The organism is Marinifilum sp. D737 (assembly GCF_026672275.1).
Classification (GTDB): domain Bacteria; phylum Bacteroidota; class Bacteroidia; order Bacteroidales; family Marinifilaceae; genus Marinifilum.
On the sequence record NZ_JANQCD010000001.1, the window covers coordinates 254,521 to 270,244 of the forward strand.

The following is a 15,724-nucleotide window of genomic DNA, read 5'->3' on the forward strand; positions in this document are numbered from 1 at the left end:
AAATAGAATTAAAAGCAAATCAAAATAATATAGAATTGCCATGGCATTACAGTGTGGAATTGTAGGATTACCAAACGTGGGTAAATCGACTTTGTTTAATTGTTTGTCGAATGCGAAAGCACAATCGGCTAACTTTCCTTTTTGTACCATTGAACCAAATGTGGGTGTGATTACCATTCCTGATGAACGATTAATTAGATTGTCAGAGTTGGTAAAGCCAGAAAGAGTTCAACCTTCTGTAATGGAGATTGTGGATATTGCTGGTTTGGTAAAAGGAGCTAGTAAAGGGGAAGGACTAGGAAATAAATTCTTATCGAATATTCGTGAGACCAATGCAATTATTCATGTATTGCGTTGTTTCGAAAATGATAATATCGTTCATGTTGATGGTTCTGTTGATCCAATTCGTGATAAAGAAACGATTGATATTGAATTGCAATTAAAGGATTTGGAAACTGTTGAGGCAAGACTGCAAAAAGCAGCCAAGTTGGCAAAGGTTGGAAAAAATCCGGAAGCAAAAAGATTGTGTGAAGTTTTGGAGCGTTACCAAGAAGCATTGATGCAGGGAAAATCAGCTCGTGTGATTGAATTGAGCGAGGCAGAGGAAAAGGTAACAACGGATCTTCATTTGCTAACAACTAAGCCTATTCTTTATGTTTGTAATGTTGACGAATCATCAGTAAAAGAAGGAAACAAGCATGTTGATGCTGTAAGAGAAGCTGTAAAAGATGAAAATGCTGAAGTGCTGATTGTTGGTGCAGGTATTGAATCTGATATTGCGGAATTGGAAACATACGAAGAGAAACAAATGTTTTTGGAAGACTTAGGTTTGGAAGAGCCAGGAGTTAATAAGTTGATTAAAGCTGCTTTCAGACTTCTTGATTTGGAAACTTATTTTACTGCTGGAGTAAAAGAGGTGAGATCATGGACTTATCCTAAGGGTGCAAAAGCTCCGCAGGCAGCTGGTGTTATTCATACCGATTTTGAGAAAGGATTTATTCGTGCAGAGGTAATTAAATATGAAGATTACTCAGAACTTGGATCTGAAAATGCTTGTAAAGAAGCTGGAAAAATGAATGTAGAAGGTAAAGAATACGTTGTGCAGGATGGTGATATTATGCACTTCCGTTTTAATGTATAATTTACTTCAAACAATATACAAAATGGTCATTCAGTTTCGAATGGCCATTTTTTTTGCATGCTTCCGAAGTATAAATAATTTAAAACAATAACACTACCTTTGCCCTGACAATGAATCCTTATTATTCATTACTAATTGTTCATTATTAATTCACTTAAGATGTTGCGTACACTGTTGCTAATTGGCATGGGAGGGTTTTTGGGAAGTATTTCTCGTTTTTTAGTTGGCCAGGCATTGCACCGAATTTTCGATACGGTTTTTCCTATTGGTACCATGACAGTTAATATTGTAGGTAGTTTTATCATCGGAGTAGTATACTCTCTTGCCGAACGCGATAATTTAATAAGTCCTGAAATCAGGATGTTTCTTGCCGTAGGTTTTTGTGGTGGTTTTACCACATTCTCATCTTTTGCATTCGATAAATTGAACCTTTTAAAAGACAGCGGATTTTTGTATCTTTCTATGTATGTGGGAGGAAGCGTGTTTCTTGGCCTGTTGGCAGTATATTTAGGCACCCAGATTCATAAATTGTTTTAGTTCAGATTTTAGAATGAGGTTTATAGTTCTACAATCTGAGATCTCATATCTGAAGCGATGAAACTAAAAGGAAAGGCAAAATTACTTCGAGTATTTATTGGTGAAGCCGATAGGGTTTACCAGCGTCCTTTGTATGAAGCCATTGTTTATGGAGCCAAAAAATACGGTATGGCAGGTGTTACGGTTCATCGCGGAATTATGTCTTTCGGAGCCAGTTCAAGAATTCATACCTCTAAAATATTTGCACTTGCCGATGATTTGCCAATAATTGTCGAGATTGTTGACTCCACCGAAAAAGTAGAAGGATTCCTTCATATCCTGGAATTGTTAATCGAGAAATCAGGTGGTGGAGGAATGATTACCATGGAACAGGTTGATGTGATTCGATATCAACCACAATCTAAATAATATTGCAATACTGCACAACAGTTCCATAAATCAGAGTGAATCCATTATATTTGTTGCGGACAATTTTTTAACGCCAACACTTATAAAGGATGAACAAACGAATCGGATTTTTATTACTGATATTTTTTATTGCCAACCTATCAATAGCTCATGCACAACGAACTCGTAAAATTCCTTCGGAACAACCAAAATTGGTTGTAGGAATAGTAGTAGATCACTTGCGTCCTGATTATTATTTCCGATTTTCAAATCTGATTGGTGAAAAAGGTTTTAAGCGTTTAATGAACCAGGGAACCTACTGTAAAAATGCAAAGTTTAGCTATTTGTATTCGCAAACAGGTCCTGATCATGCAACCATATTTACCGGAACGCCACCATCTTATCATGGAGTAATTTCGCATGGTTGGTACGATCGATTATCAGGAGAACTAAACCTGGCAAAAGATGATGGGAATGCTAAAATTGTTGGAATCGAAACGAAAGAAAAAGGCAAATCACCTAAAAACTTATTAGCACCAACACTTGGCGATGAAATAAAACTATTCAACAACCATTCCAGGGTAATTGGAGTTGGCTTAAACGCCGAAGCTGCATTGTTTTCTTCGGGGCATGGCGCCGATGGAGCTTACTGGATGGATGATTTATCAGGAAAGTTTGTTACATCTTCTCACTATCAGGATACCCTTTACAATTGGGTAAGTGAGTTCAATAATAAGAATTTTGCTGATTTCTATATGGATCGTATCTGGACTCCATTCGATGGACAAGACAAACCAGGAATTTCAGAAAAAATTTTGGGTAAGGTTGGACTTTCTTCGGATTTCTATTACGATTTGAATAAAGAAAAAAGAACTTATGGATATAAAGCCATTAAGGCGACTCCGTTTGGAAACATGCTGGTAAAAGATTTTGCCATTTCTGCCATAATAAACGAAAACTTAGGGCGTGATGATGATACCGATTTTTTAGCCGTAACTTTTTCATGCTTGGATTACAAACACAGAGAACTATCTCCTTTTTCTGCCGAAATGGTAGATAATTTTATCAGATTGGATAGAGAAATAGAACACTTTTTGGATTTCCTTGATGAGCAGATTGGCTTGGAAAATGTGCTTGTTTTCCTAACTGCAGATCAATCGGCGAACTATACTCCGGAAAATTTAAAAGCGCAAAACATTCCTAACGGATATTTTAGCTCCTACAACGCAATGGCATTACTAAAGTCCTACTTGAATGTTCTGTATGGTAGTGGCGATTGGATTTTGGGATATGATTCTCAGCAGGTTTATTTAAACCATCAATTGATTGAGGATTCGAAACTATCTTTGGAGGAGATGCAGTTAAAAGCTGCCAACTTCTTGATTCAGTTCACAGGTGTTGCCAGTACTATTCCTGCGAGTAGTCTAACCACAGCTAACTATACACATGGTGTAATGCAGAAAGTGCAACGTTCTTTCAATCAAAAACGATCTGGCGATGTATTAATTACACTTGAACCAGGCTGGATGCACAAGATGAAAGATGAGAGAGATGAAATTGCTCAATACAGTTATACGAACCAGGTTCCATTGTTTTGGTATGGATGGAAAATCAAACGTGGTACTGTTACTCGTACCGTTTTTGTAGAAGATATTGTTCCTACAATTTCCAATTTCCTGAATATTTCAATCCCTGCAGGTTGTGATGGCAATCCTATTGAGGAGTTAACGCAGTAGGCAGTTATCAGTTGCGATTGGTTCATGCCTGAATAAGTATTCCAAAAACTAATCTTTGCTTTGTTTATCCTGGTATTGATTAAAAATACGCTTCAGGCTTTATCTATTTTGTGATGCTTTTATTTTAAAGAATAAACCAGCAAGTAGTCATCAAACTGAATGTATTTGAAAGTGTAGGATTCAGAAAAATCATTGCGACAAACTTCCCCTGTGAATGTATCTTGGTCTGGTGAAAAAGGATGAATCTTCAATTCATCAATTAAATGCACATCTTTTTTGCCATAGAATTTAATTAAACATTCTTTGGCACACCAGTGTTGGTAAAGGTGGAAAGTTCGATTTTGATCTGAAATATTTTCCAGCTCCGATTCAGAAAGAAATCGCTTTGCAATTCGATTTACCCTATCTGATAAGTACTCCATATCTATAGCAGGAGTGGAATGCTTACAGACAAATATGGCAGCAAAATTTTTAGTATGGCTAACACTAATTTTTAGATCGGAACCAACTAAAAATGGTTTTCCATGTTCATTGTTCTCAATTCTTAAATCAGCAGCAATGTATTTCTGAACCAGCAATCGGGTAGCCAGATACTCTTTCTTCCTCGATTCACTGCCAAAGCCATTGAATTTTTCAAACTCTTTATCGCTTAATTCAACATGATTTTGGAGGTAATCTACCTCTTCTTCAATCTTCCAGATGTATAGATTGCAATCGTCGCTAATATGTAGGTGTTTAAATAAGGGCATTATTTCCACTCTAAGCTTTCAATCAACTTCACCATATCTTTATCGATATACTGAATTACCGGCGCCAAAGAATCTTGGTTTGGATGTTCTTTAAAGTAAAGTGCACCACGCAAAAAATGCCTGGTACTGTCGGTTGCAATAAATTGTACCGATGAGGCAACATTTCCTTTGATTCTATAAATCAGTGCGTATACATTTTTATCTTGATTTAGGAAAGTTTGCTCGCCAATCGCATCAGCTTTAATACTGTGTTTGTATGCCATTTTTCGCGAATCTTCAAGATACTCCTCCACATTTCCATTTACACTTTTATAACTTAAGTGAATGGTTGCTTTGTAATCGGGATACTGAATGTTTAACCAATATTTTTCGGACCCTTGACTATTGTCTACCCTCACATTGGCAATCGACAGTTTATCGAAACTGTATGGGTAATTATTACTCCACTTTTCGTACTGTTTTTCTGGCAAATCAATACGAAAATAGCCTTTAGGTTTTGGTGTATATTTTTCTTTACAGGATATAAAACCAAGTGCAAGTAAGGCAATAAGAGTGTATGAAACGAACTGAGTTAACTTCATTTTTACTGTATTCAGATGTAATGTTTTTATTTGGCTAATTTCTCTTTAGGAGGTAGAAAACGTATTTTCTTGATTCTTCGGTTGTCAACGGCTTCAACAATAAATCTGAAATCCTGGTATTCGAATTCTTCTTTCTTTTGAGGAATTTCACCTTTCATTTCCAATAGTAGCCCCGCCAAAGTATCGGCATCACCTTTAATATTTTCAAATAAATCAGAATCTAATTCTGTAATTTTAAAGAAATCGTTAAGCAAGGTTTTTCCTTCGAACAGGTAGGTGCCGTCTTTTTCAAGTGTATAAATTTCCTTTTCTTCATCCGATTCATCGGTGATATCACCAATAATTTCTTCCAGTATATCTTCCATGGTAATGATTCCAGATGTACCACCATATTCATCAACAACAATGGCCATGTGATTTTTCTGAGTCTGGAATTCTTCCAGCAAATCATTGATTTTTTTGGTTTCGGGCACATAAAACGGAGGCCTGATTATGGATTGCCAACGAAATGTGTTTGGTTTATGGTGATGAGGCAGTAGATCCTTTACATACAAAATCCCTCTTACATTGTCGAAAGTTTCATCGTAAACAGGAATTCTGGAATAACCAGAATCAATTAGTATTGATTTTAATTTTCCAAAACCAGTTTTTACATCAATGGCAACAACATCAACACGCGATTTCATAATCTCCACTACGTTGATGTTTCCAAAATTTACAATTCCTTCCAGAATTTCCATTTCCTCTGTGATTTCATCGGCAGTTAATTCAAGCGCCTGCGATAAATCGCCCATTGAAATGTTCTGTTTTTTCGAAATTCGCTTGTTGACAATTGAAGTTGATTTGATTAAAATTGCCGACATGGGTCTGAAAATTTTTTCCATATAGTACAAAGGAAAAGCCATAAATTTCGAAAACTTAACCGAGGTCTGTGTGGCATAAACTTTAGGAATGATTTCACCAAAAAGCAACAAGAGGAAAGTAATAATAACCACTTGTACTAAAAATCCAATAGTTGGTGCATTTGAGAAATCTACTATCGAATTGGTAATAAAGCTGGAAAGAATAACGATACCAACATTTACAAAGTTATTACCAATCAGAATGGTTGCCAGTAGCTCCTCTGGCATTCTTAAAAGCTTTAATAATCTTCTATTTTTCTGATTTTCTTCTGCTTCGATTCCACTAATTTGCTGTGGTGATAATGAAAACAAAGCAACTTCGGATCCTGAAATCAAAGCGGAGCAAAATAAAAGAAGTACCATTACAAGTAAACTTATAATGGTACTTATATTTAAAGTGTGAAAAACAATATCAGAATTGTTTAAAAATAGTGTTGAAAAACTGTCTGTTTCCAATTTTCTCTCAAGTTAGTTAACACTCGTGTAATTTAGAATGGAAGATCATCAGTTTCTTCCTCAGCAGAAGTATCGGCAGCAGCTGTTGGTTGCGTCATTTCAGAACTTGCTTGAGGAGCAGCTTCGTTATCACCTTTTTTACCCAACATTTGCATGTTCGAAGCCATAACTTCTGTGATGTATTTTTTATTTCCATCCTGGTCTTCCCAAGATCTGGTTCTTAAGCTACCTTCGATATACAATTGCATACCTTTTTTTACGTAGTTTTCGGCAACCTTTGCCAATCCGCGCCAAAGCACAATGTTATGCCATTCGGTTTGGGTAACTTTTTCACCATTTTTGGTATAAGTTTCACTTGTAGCCAAAGGAAAATTACAAACACTTACATCATTGTCGAAGTATTTTACCTCAGGATCTTTTCCTACATTTCCTACTAGAATTACTTTGTTTACTGACATATGTATAAAATTTTAGTTAGCAATAGGTTAAAGGTACAAACTTTTATGTTGTATCATAATATATTTAAGGCTTATTTTAAAAATCAGCCATTAAAATGTGATTATTAATTAACTTAGGGAATGGATACATATCCGATTCCTTTTTATTTACAAAAATAAACCTTTCAAACTTTTTGATTTCCTCATCACGAATATCAATATGGATGAAACGGGTATTGATATTTTGATGTGTCAATTTGTGCACGATATTATCACTAATTGATTGTATTACCAAATTGGAAGAATCAAAAATTTCTTTCCATTGATCGGAGTGTAGTAGTTGCTCGGTTGAAAGTTCAAAATTACTCTCAATAAGGGGGTATTGATACATATTTTTCCAAATATCTTTTCCTTCTCTTTTTTCAATGGCAAAACGACCTGAACAAGATAGAAACAAATAGTAAAAATATCGATTCTTCGGTTTAATTTGTTTGCTCTTTACAGGCAATTGATTTACCATGTTGGCACTAGATGCAAAACATTGTGAATGCAAAGGGCAAATGTTACAATTGGGCGACTTTGGAGTACATTGTATTGCACCGAATTCAATTATGGCCTGATTGTATATTTCAGGTTTGGCATCACCCATGGTTTCAGTGGCAAGATTTTGAAATAACTTTTTCCCTTCGCCGCTGTCAATTGGAGTTTCTATACCAAACAATCTTGCAAGTACTCTATATACATTCCCATCTATTGCAGCATAAGGTAAGTTAAACGCAAAAGATGAAATTGCAGCAGCAGTATATGAACCAACCCCTTTTAAGGCAAGAATTTCTTTATACGACTTTGGAAATACACCTTTATATATAGTATGTATGGTTTTTGCTGCATGATGTAAATTTCTGGCTCGTGAATAATAACCTAGTCCTTGCCATAAATTCAAAACTTCTTGCTCATCAGCTAAAGCTAAATCTATTACAGTTGGAAACCTTTTTGTAAATTTGTAATAATAGTCTATTGCTGTGACAACTCTGGTTTGTTGTAACATGATTTCAGAAATCCATATTAGATATGGATCCTTTGTATTTCGCCAAGGAAGGTCGCGTTTGTTATCGCAATACCAGTTTATGATTTGGTTATTAAGCATCTCGAAAAAAAATGTATGATTCAATTTTTTTCAAAAATGCGTAAAAATATTTGTTTTCGATTTCGTTAATAACTGGAAATCTTATATATTTGCAATCTGATTTGAGGAAATGATGTTGTAAATAATTGATAATTAAAGATTTTTTAAGAGATGACTAAAGCAGATATTGTTAACGAGATTTCTAAAAACACAGGAATTGAGAAAATTACAGTTCAGAAAACTGTAGAAGCTTTCATGGATACTATTAAAGGTTCATTGGTAAAAGGAAAGAATGTGTATTTGAGAGGTTTCGGAAGTTTTATCGTTAAGAAAAGAGCAGAGAAAACTGCAAGAAACATTTCTAAAAACACTACAATTATAATCCCTGAACACTTTATTCCAGCTTTCAAGCCTGCGAAAACTTTCGTAAGTAAAGTGAAAACTAACGTAAAGTAGTTTTAGATTTTTAAATTCATTAAATAATTCGAAGTTATGCCTAGCGGAAAGAAAAGAAAAAGACATAAGATGGCTACGCACAAGCGTAAGAAAAGACTAAGAAAAAATCGTCATAAGAAGAAGAAATAATTTTCTTATAGCTTGTTTGTAAGAACAAAATAAATAAACCTAAAGAACTTTTTAGTACTTTAGGTTTATCTATTTGTAAGAACTGATTACCTTTAATAAAAATAAGAAGAATTTAAATAGTGAGTAACGAACTTGTAATTGATGTAAATCCTAATGAAATTGTAATTGCTCTGCTTAGCAACAAACAATTGGTTGAGCTAACCAGAGAGAAAAGTAATCTTCAATTTGCGGTAGGAGACATATATTTGGGGAAGGTAAAGAAGATTATGCCCGGGTTGAATGCTGCATTTGTTGATGTTGGGTATGAGAAAGATGCATTTTTGCATTATCTGGACCTTGGACATCAATTTCGTTCACTAAATAAATTTTTACAACAAGCCTTGGCACGAAAAGGGCGTAACTTGTCGATCTCTAAAATGAGATTGGAACAGGATATCGATAAGAATGGAAAAATGTCCGATGTTCTTAAATCGGGGCAGTACATTCTGGTGCAGGTTGCCAAGGAACCAATTTCTACGAAAGGACCGAGACTTTGCTCGGAAATATCCATTGCAGGACGAAATATTGTTCTGATTCCTTTTTCTGATAAAGTTTCTATTTCTCAGAAAATCAAATCAACCGAAGAGAAAAACCGTTTGCGTCAGCTACTTCAAAGCATTAAGCCTAAAAACTATGGTGTTATTGTAAGAACTGTTGCAGAAGGAAAACGTGTTGCTGAATTGGATCAGGAACTTAGATCTTTGGTAGAGAAATGGGAAGGAAGTTTCCAGCATATTAGAGATATGCAACCTCCTAAACTAGTTTTAGGTGAAATGGACAGAACCACTGCTATTTTGCGTGATATTTTGAATTCGTCATTCGAAAATATCTATGTAAATGATGCAAGTGCTGCCAAGGATATTAAAAACTACATAGCAGGAATTGCTCCCGAGAAATCAAAAATTGTGAAACATGTTGGTGGAGATATGCCAATTTTTGATCAGTTGGGTGTTGATAAGCAAATCAAATCTTCCTTTGGGAAAACTGTTTCGTTTAAAAACGGAGCTTACCTTATCATTGAACATACCGAAGCTTTTCATGTTATTGATGTAAATAGTGGGAACCGTTCGAAAGCAGGAAACGATCAGGAAACCAATGCGGTAGAAGTGAATCTTGCTGCTGCCGATGAAATTGCTCGTCAGCTTCGCTTGCGCGATATGGGTGGTATTATTGTTGTCGATTTTATCGATATGCATTCAGCCGAGAATCGCCAAAAGGTTTTCGAACGTATGAAAGAGGTGATGGGACATGATAGAACCAAGCATAATATCTTGCCTTTAAGTAAGTTCGGTTTGATGCAAATTACTCGTCAGCGTGTTCGTCCTGAAATGAATATCGAGATTCAGGAAACTTGTCCAACTTGTCTTGGTTCAGGAAAGATATCACCAGCAGTATTGTTAACTGATCAGATTGAAGAAAAACTTAAATCGGTTGCCGACAGTGGAGAAAGGAGACTTACATTAAAAGTGCATCCATTTGTTGCTGCCTATATCAATAAAGGTTTCTGGAAGACTTTACGTCGCGAATGGCAATCGAAACTTGGAATTAAATTAACGGTACAAGAAATTCCATCCTACGATTTATTGGTGTATAAGATTTTCGATAACAACAATCAGGAAATCGAATTATAATCACATTTTTTTAATACTGCTTACAAAATCCTCTTAATAAACTGTTAAGAGGATTATATGGTTTTGTGTAATTTACTTATAATACTAATTTTATACGTGTTATAGTAAAAACTAAACCATATGAAACGTCCATGATTAAATAATCATTGAACTTAAAAGAAATGATTTTTTAGTCTGTGGTAAGTTCCATCTGGTAAATAAAAATAAATTATTAACAGATGAAACAAAAAATTCTCACCTTACTTCTGGGAATACTCCTTACCAGTTTCTTAAGCGCACATGCACAAATTTTAGAAACTGTTTCCTGGGAATTTACTACCGAAAAATTAAGTGATACAGAATTAAACCTTGTCTTTAAAGCACAAATAGATAAGGAATGGCATTTGTATTCGCAAAATTTTGAAGATGGAGGACCGGTTCGATTGAGTTTTACTTTTGAGGAATCGGAAAATTATGAACGCATTGGTGAAGTAGAAGAAATTACCAAAGCAAAAAAGACTTTTGACGAAATATTCGAGATGGATATTGAATATTTTGAGCATGAAGCAATCTTAAAACAAAAAATCAAGCTTTTATCCAATACAGCATTTACGGTTGTAGGTGAAATGGAATATCAAACTTGCAGAGAAGGAGAGTGTGTATTATTCACTCCTGATTTTGAATTTGCCATTAATGAGGGGCAATCAAATCAAGTTGATGAAACACCTGTAAAAGCTAAAAAGGAAAAAATAAATGCAATGAAGAATCCCAGAAAGGAATATGCTTCCTTGTGGTCATTGTTTTTTATCGCTTTTACCTTTGGTTTGATTGCTTTGCTTACTCCCTGTGTGTTTCCAATGATTCCTATGACAGTTTCATTTTTTATGCACAGTTCGGAGAATAGAAGAAAAGCCATTTTTAATGCAATATTTTATGGTGTTTCAATTATAGGTATTTATACGATCATTGGTACCATTGTAGCCATTACTTTGGGTGCTGATTTTGCCAATTGGTTGAGTACACACTGGATTCCAAATGTCATCTTCTTTGCCATTTTCTTTGTATTTGCTTTTTCATTCTTTGGAATGTTTGAAATTACCATGCCATCTTGGTTGGTAAATAAATCGGTAGCAAAAGAGGACCAGGGTGGATTTGCTGGATCATTCTTTATGGCATTTACACTTGTACTGGTCTCATTTTCTTGTACAGGACCCATTGTAGGTTCTATTTTGGTACAATCGGCAGGTGGCGAGATTTTAGAGCCAATTGTTGGGATGTTTGGATTCTCCTTGGCATTTGCATTGCCTTTTACACTTTTTGCCATCTTCCCTTCATGGCTAAATAACCTTCCAAAATCTGGAGGATGGCTGAATTCGGTTAAGGTGGTTCTAGGTTTTTTAGAACTGGCTTTAGGACTGAAATTTTTAAGTATTGCAGATCAAACCTACCATTGGGGAATATTGGACAGAGAAGTTTATCTGGGAATCTGGATTGTAATTTTTACTTTAATGGGTTTCTACCTTCTGGGTAAATTAAAGTTCAGTCACGATAGTGATTTAAAGTACATATCGGTACCAAGATTGATGCTGGCCATTTGTTCATTTTCATTTGTAGTGTACATGATTCCGGGAATGTTTGGAGCTCCTTTAAAGGCCATTTCGGGTTATTTGCCTCCACAAACCACACAAGATTTTGATATTTCTGCCATAGTACGTGATCAATCGGGTGCTGGTTTTAAAGATGCCAAAAGTGAGATTTGTGAAACACCAAAGTACGCTGATAAATTACACTTGCCACATGGCTTGCAAGGTTATTTTGATTTTGAGCAGGGATTAGCTTGTGCCAAGGAGCAAAATAAACCTGTTTTTATTGATTTTACGGGACATGGATGTGTAAACTGTAGAGAGATGGAAGCTAACGTTTGGTCTGATGCCAGAGTGCAAAAAGTGCTTAGAGAGGATTATGTGATTATTGCATTATATGTGGATGACAAACAGAAATTACCAGAAGAAGACTGGATAACCTCTACCTACGATGGTAAAGTAAAAAAGACCTTGGGAAAGAAATACGCCGATTTTCAGATTACCAGATTTGGCGTAAATGCCCAACCATATTATGTGCTTTTAGATCATGATGAGAATACTTTGGTTGAATCTCGGGCATATGACTTGAATGCAGACCGATTCCTTGAGTTCCTGGAGAACGGAAAGAAAGAGTTTGCTAAAAGATAAAATAAGAATTTGAATGATAAAGAACCGGAGCATCAATGTGTTCCGGTTTTTATTTGCCCGATATTTATAATCATTATAAGTTTCAACTGTTTTCTTCTTCCAAAAGAATTCCTATTTTTGAAAGTTTGCCTTTCGAAAAAATGGTAAGCCGCTTTAATCTTTTAAAATTTAAATTACGTATGGAAAAATACGATGTGATTATTGTCGGAGCCGGTCCAGCCGGTATTTTTTGTGCTTACGAATTAGTAAAAAATCGAGACGACTTAAAAATCTTAATCCTTGAAAAGGGTAGGGGAATGGACAAAAGATCTTGTCCGAAACACACCAATGGTGGAACATGTGTACACTGTAAACCTTGTAGCATTACTACTGGTTGGGCAGGAGCAGGTGCATTCTCCGATGGAAAATTGTCTTTATCGCACGAAGTAGGTGGAACTCTTCCTGATTATTTGGGCGTTGAAGAAACCATTGATTTAATTGCTTATACCGATAAGATTTATCTGGAATTTGGTGCAGCTACCGATATTCATGGTGAAAAATTAACTCCTGCTATGGAGAATATTCGTAGAAAAGCAATTGAATCGAATTTGAAATTGGTTCACTGTCCGGTTCGTCATTTGGGAACTGAAAAAGCCCAGGATTTGTACAGACGTTTGTATGAGTATGTAACATCAAAGGGAGTTGAAGTACAGTTTAATTGTGCTGTGGAAAGCCTGATTCTTGATGGTGATAAAATCCAGGGAGTTAGGAACGGAAAAGGAAGTTACTATGGCGATTTGGTAATGGTTTCGGTTGGTAGAGATGGTGCTGATTGGCTAATGAAAGAGTGTAGCAAGGAAAGTATTTCTACCGAAGTAGGTGTTGTTGATATAGGTGTGCGTGTTGAATGTAGAAATGAAATCATGCAGGACATTAACGAGAACTTTTACGAGGCAAAATTAATTCACTACACCCAAACTTTTGACGATAAGGTAAGAACTTTCTGTAGTAACCCTGGTGGATTTGTTTCTTCGGAGTATTACGATGGTGATTTGGCTGTTGTAAATGGCCATAGTTACAAAGATCTGAAGAGTGATAATACAAATTTTGCTTTGTTGGTATCGCAAAAGTTTACCGAACCTTTTAAAGCTCCAATTGAATATGGTAAACATGTTGCCAGGTTGGCAAACATGCTAACCAATAACCAAATTTTGGTTCAACGATTTGGTGATTTGGTTCGCGGTCGCAGAACTACTTCAAAGAGATTGTACAGAAACAATATCATTCCAACTTTGAAAGATGCAGTTCCAGGTGATTTGAGTTTGGTTTTACCGCACCGTATTCTAAAAGATATTGAAGAAATGATTTATGCTTTGGATAAGGTAACACCAGGTTTGGCTTCTGATGAAACTTTATTGTATGGTGTAGAAGTGAAATTCTATAGCAATATCACAAAAGTGGACGAAAGCTTCCAATCGACATCGGTTAAGAATCTTTACCTGGGTGGCGATGGAGCCGGTATTACACGTGGTTTAATGCAAGCTTCGGTTAATGGAGTGGTGATTGCAAGAGAATTGCTTAAACAGCTTTAAAATAAATTTAGATAGAAAACAAAAGCTTGGTTGCAATGGCAGCCAAGCTTTATTTTTAAGTATTTAAATCGGTAGGAAGGTAAAAGCTGAAAGTACTTCCTTTGTTTAATACACTTTCAACATATATTCAACCATCAAATCTTTTGATAATGCGCTTTACAATCACAAGTCCCAAGCCATGGCTTTTTTCTTTGGCTTTTTAGGAGTACTAAAGAGTGGAATATTAATTGATTTTTAAATAAAAATTAGGAATTGTCTTTTTTTACAAGTTCTTCATTCAATAAGATAAATTCCCGGCTTTCTTCATCATTCACCAACTTAAAAAAACTGCAATTAATACATCCTAGCAGTTTTTCTTCTATTTCACCTTGAATGCTCTTGTTGCATAAAGTTCCTTCCACAGTCCAGCAACTTCTTCCTGCTTTCGATCCGTGATTAACTCCAGTGTTTTCAAATTTTATACTTGCAGGACACACTCCCAATTCATTGGTATTTGCTCCTCCTATTTCTCTCCCACAATTAAAGTATTCCCAACAGTTCTTTTTCTTCATCTTTTCTCGTTCTCCGCCCCTAAAATAAATAAGCTCGAACAAAATCGGATATCGATTTGATAAAGTATACTTATTTTAGGGTAAATCAATCTAAAGCAAAAGAATTTGAAATCCTACTTCCAAAGATTTTTGATTTCTCTATCACTATAGGATTCAAGCTGCAATAACTCGTAGAAAGGATCGCCTTTCAGCTTTAGTAAATCAGCAAAAGCAGGTTCTGTTTTTATACCTGTTTCTTTAAGCTTTACCACTTCTTTATTAAAATCTTCACCTAAAAGTTTTAAAATGCGATCTTCAATCAGCATGTGTCGATATGAATTCTGCGCTACTACAGGATATGCCGAACCAAAAATTTCGATATGGAAACCTTCATATTTGAAGTTTGCAACTACCACCCAATAACCAGCTTTTTCTTTTTGCTCAATCTTAAAATCTTTTTGTTTTCCATAAATGGATTCAATAACACGTTCAAAGCGATCGGCATCAAAGAATCTGCAAGCAATATCTAAATCGCTCTCTATTGTGGATATGCCAATTGGAATGGTACCGGTTAAAGTAGGGTTGTATTCAGCCAAAGAATCTAAAATTCCAAGTTTGTTTAGGCAATTGTAGGCTTTTACCTGAACTGGAGATCCATCTTTTAAGTAATTGATATTTCTCCAATCTTTATTGATGTCGCGAAATTGCTCAGCTAATATTTGCTTGGTATCCTCAACATTTGAGTACTCGAAACTTTTTACCTGAGAGCAACCAGCAATCATTGCTGAAACCTGTTTCTTACCATTTTTGCGATACAAACAGATAATTGGTTTATTGATTTCGGCGGCGCGGCCAATTTCGTAACCAACTCCAAGCGAAGGGGTAGTTACTTCAGCCACCACTACATCAGCCTCCATTACCCATTTTAAATCTCGGTCATGAATTTCTTCATCAGATAAGTTGGTTTCCTGAACTTTTGAGCCAATATGCTCTGTTAGTACATTGCCATATCTTTTTAGTTCATCGATAATTTGTTTGTAGATTGCAGCATCATCTTGGCCGCCACGGATCGATCCTGAGAAGTATATTTTCATAGTGTGTTGTTT

General features: G+C 35.6%; 15 protein-coding genes. 8 read left to right on the forward strand and 7 right to left on the reverse strand.

What is annotated here, in order from left to right; all coding sequences use genetic code 11:
- Positions 1 to 40 precede the first annotated feature (40 nt).
- From ychF to NQ163_RS01260, 4 genes are all read left to right on the forward strand, one after another.
- Positions 41 to 1,141, forward strand: coding sequence for a redox-regulated ATPase YchF (gene ychF, locus NQ163_RS01245; RefSeq protein ID WP_268188499.1), 1,101 nt, complete (start codon positions 41 to 43; stop codon positions 1,139 to 1,141).
- A gap of 159 nt (positions 1,142 to 1,300) precedes the next feature.
- A complete protein-coding gene (gene crcB / locus NQ163_RS01250) occupies positions 1,301 to 1,678 on the forward strand; it encodes a fluoride efflux transporter CrcB (RefSeq protein WP_268188500.1) in 378 nt (125 codons plus the stop codon).
- A 57-nt stretch (positions 1,679 to 1,735) separates the two neighbouring features.
- Positions 1,736 to 2,086, forward strand: coding sequence for a DUF190 domain-containing protein (locus NQ163_RS01255; protein ID WP_268188501.1), 351 nt, complete (start codon positions 1,736 to 1,738; stop codon positions 2,084 to 2,086).
- An 89-nt stretch (positions 2,087 to 2,175) separates the two neighbouring features.
- On the forward strand, positions 2,176 to 3,801 hold the full coding sequence (locus NQ163_RS01260) for an alkaline phosphatase family protein (protein WP_268188502.1): 1,626 nt from the start codon (positions 2,176 to 2,178) through the stop codon (positions 3,799 to 3,801).
- 119 nt (positions 3,802 to 3,920) lie between these two features.
- Here the strand turns inward: NQ163_RS01260 and NQ163_RS01265 are convergent, their stop codons facing one another.
- The 5 genes from NQ163_RS01265 to mutY form a co-directional block, all read right to left on the reverse strand.
- Complete coding sequence (locus tag NQ163_RS01265) at positions 3,921 to 4,550, reverse strand: 4'-phosphopantetheinyl transferase family protein (protein WP_268188503.1); 630 nt, start codon at positions 4,548 to 4,550, stop codon at positions 3,921 to 3,923.
- On the reverse strand, positions 4,550 to 5,131 hold the full coding sequence (gene gldD / locus NQ163_RS01270; protein ID WP_268188504.1) for a gliding motility lipoprotein GldD: 582 nt from the start codon (positions 5,129 to 5,131) through the stop codon (positions 4,550 to 4,552). Before gldD ends, NQ163_RS01265 begins: the two co-directional genes overlap by 1 nt.
- Before the next feature lie 26 nt (positions 5,132 to 5,157).
- Positions 5,158 to 6,396, reverse strand: coding sequence for a gliding motility-associated protein GldE (gene gldE / locus NQ163_RS01275; RefSeq protein WP_268188505.1), 1,239 nt, complete (start codon positions 6,394 to 6,396; stop codon positions 5,158 to 5,160).
- A gap of 125 nt (positions 6,397 to 6,521) precedes the next feature.
- Complete coding sequence (locus NQ163_RS01280; protein WP_268188506.1) at positions 6,522 to 6,947, reverse strand: single-stranded DNA-binding protein; 426 nt, start codon at positions 6,945 to 6,947, stop codon at positions 6,522 to 6,524.
- 76 nt (positions 6,948 to 7,023) lie between these two features.
- Positions 7,024 to 8,073, reverse strand: coding sequence for an A/G-specific adenine glycosylase (mutY, locus tag NQ163_RS01285; RefSeq protein WP_268188507.1), 1,050 nt, complete (start codon positions 8,071 to 8,073; stop codon positions 7,024 to 7,026).
- Positions 8,074 to 8,223: 150 nt separating this feature from the next.
- Between mutY and NQ163_RS01290 the strand changes: the two genes are divergently transcribed.
- The 4 genes from NQ163_RS01290 (at position 8,224) to NQ163_RS01310 (ending at position 14,088) form a co-directional block, all read left to right on the forward strand.
- A complete protein-coding gene (locus tag NQ163_RS01290; RefSeq protein ID WP_054714163.1) occupies positions 8,224 to 8,508 on the forward strand; it encodes an HU family DNA-binding protein in 285 nt (94 codons plus the stop codon).
- A 248-nt stretch (positions 8,509 to 8,756) separates the two neighbouring features.
- A complete protein-coding gene (locus NQ163_RS01300) occupies positions 8,757 to 10,307 on the forward strand; it encodes an Rne/Rng family ribonuclease (protein ID WP_268188508.1) in 1,551 nt (516 codons plus the stop codon).
- A gap of 218 nt (positions 10,308 to 10,525) precedes the next feature.
- Positions 10,526 to 12,517: a protein-disulfide reductase DsbD family protein gene (locus tag NQ163_RS01305; RefSeq protein ID WP_268188509.1), complete on the forward strand. Its 1,992-nt coding sequence runs from the start codon at positions 10,526 to 10,528 to the stop codon at positions 12,515 to 12,517.
- Between the two features lie 179 nt (positions 12,518 to 12,696).
- On the forward strand, positions 12,697 to 14,088 hold the full coding sequence (locus tag NQ163_RS01310; RefSeq protein ID WP_268188510.1) for an NAD(P)/FAD-dependent oxidoreductase: 1,392 nt from the start codon (positions 12,697 to 12,699) through the stop codon (positions 14,086 to 14,088).
- A 245-nt stretch (positions 14,089 to 14,333) separates the two neighbouring features.
- Here NQ163_RS01310 and NQ163_RS01315 read toward each other — a convergent pair whose 3' ends face one another.
- Both NQ163_RS01315 and NQ163_RS01320 read right to left on the reverse strand, forming a co-directional pair.
- On the reverse strand, positions 14,334 to 14,639 hold the full coding sequence (locus NQ163_RS01315; RefSeq protein ID WP_268188511.1) for a two-CW domain-containing protein: 306 nt from the start codon (positions 14,637 to 14,639) through the stop codon (positions 14,334 to 14,336).
- 113 nt (positions 14,640 to 14,752) lie between these two features.
- On the reverse strand, positions 14,753 to 15,712 hold the full coding sequence (locus NQ163_RS01320; protein ID WP_268188512.1) for a DUF4269 domain-containing protein: 960 nt from the start codon (positions 15,710 to 15,712) through the stop codon (positions 14,753 to 14,755).
- Positions 15,713 to 15,724 lie beyond the last annotated feature (12 nt).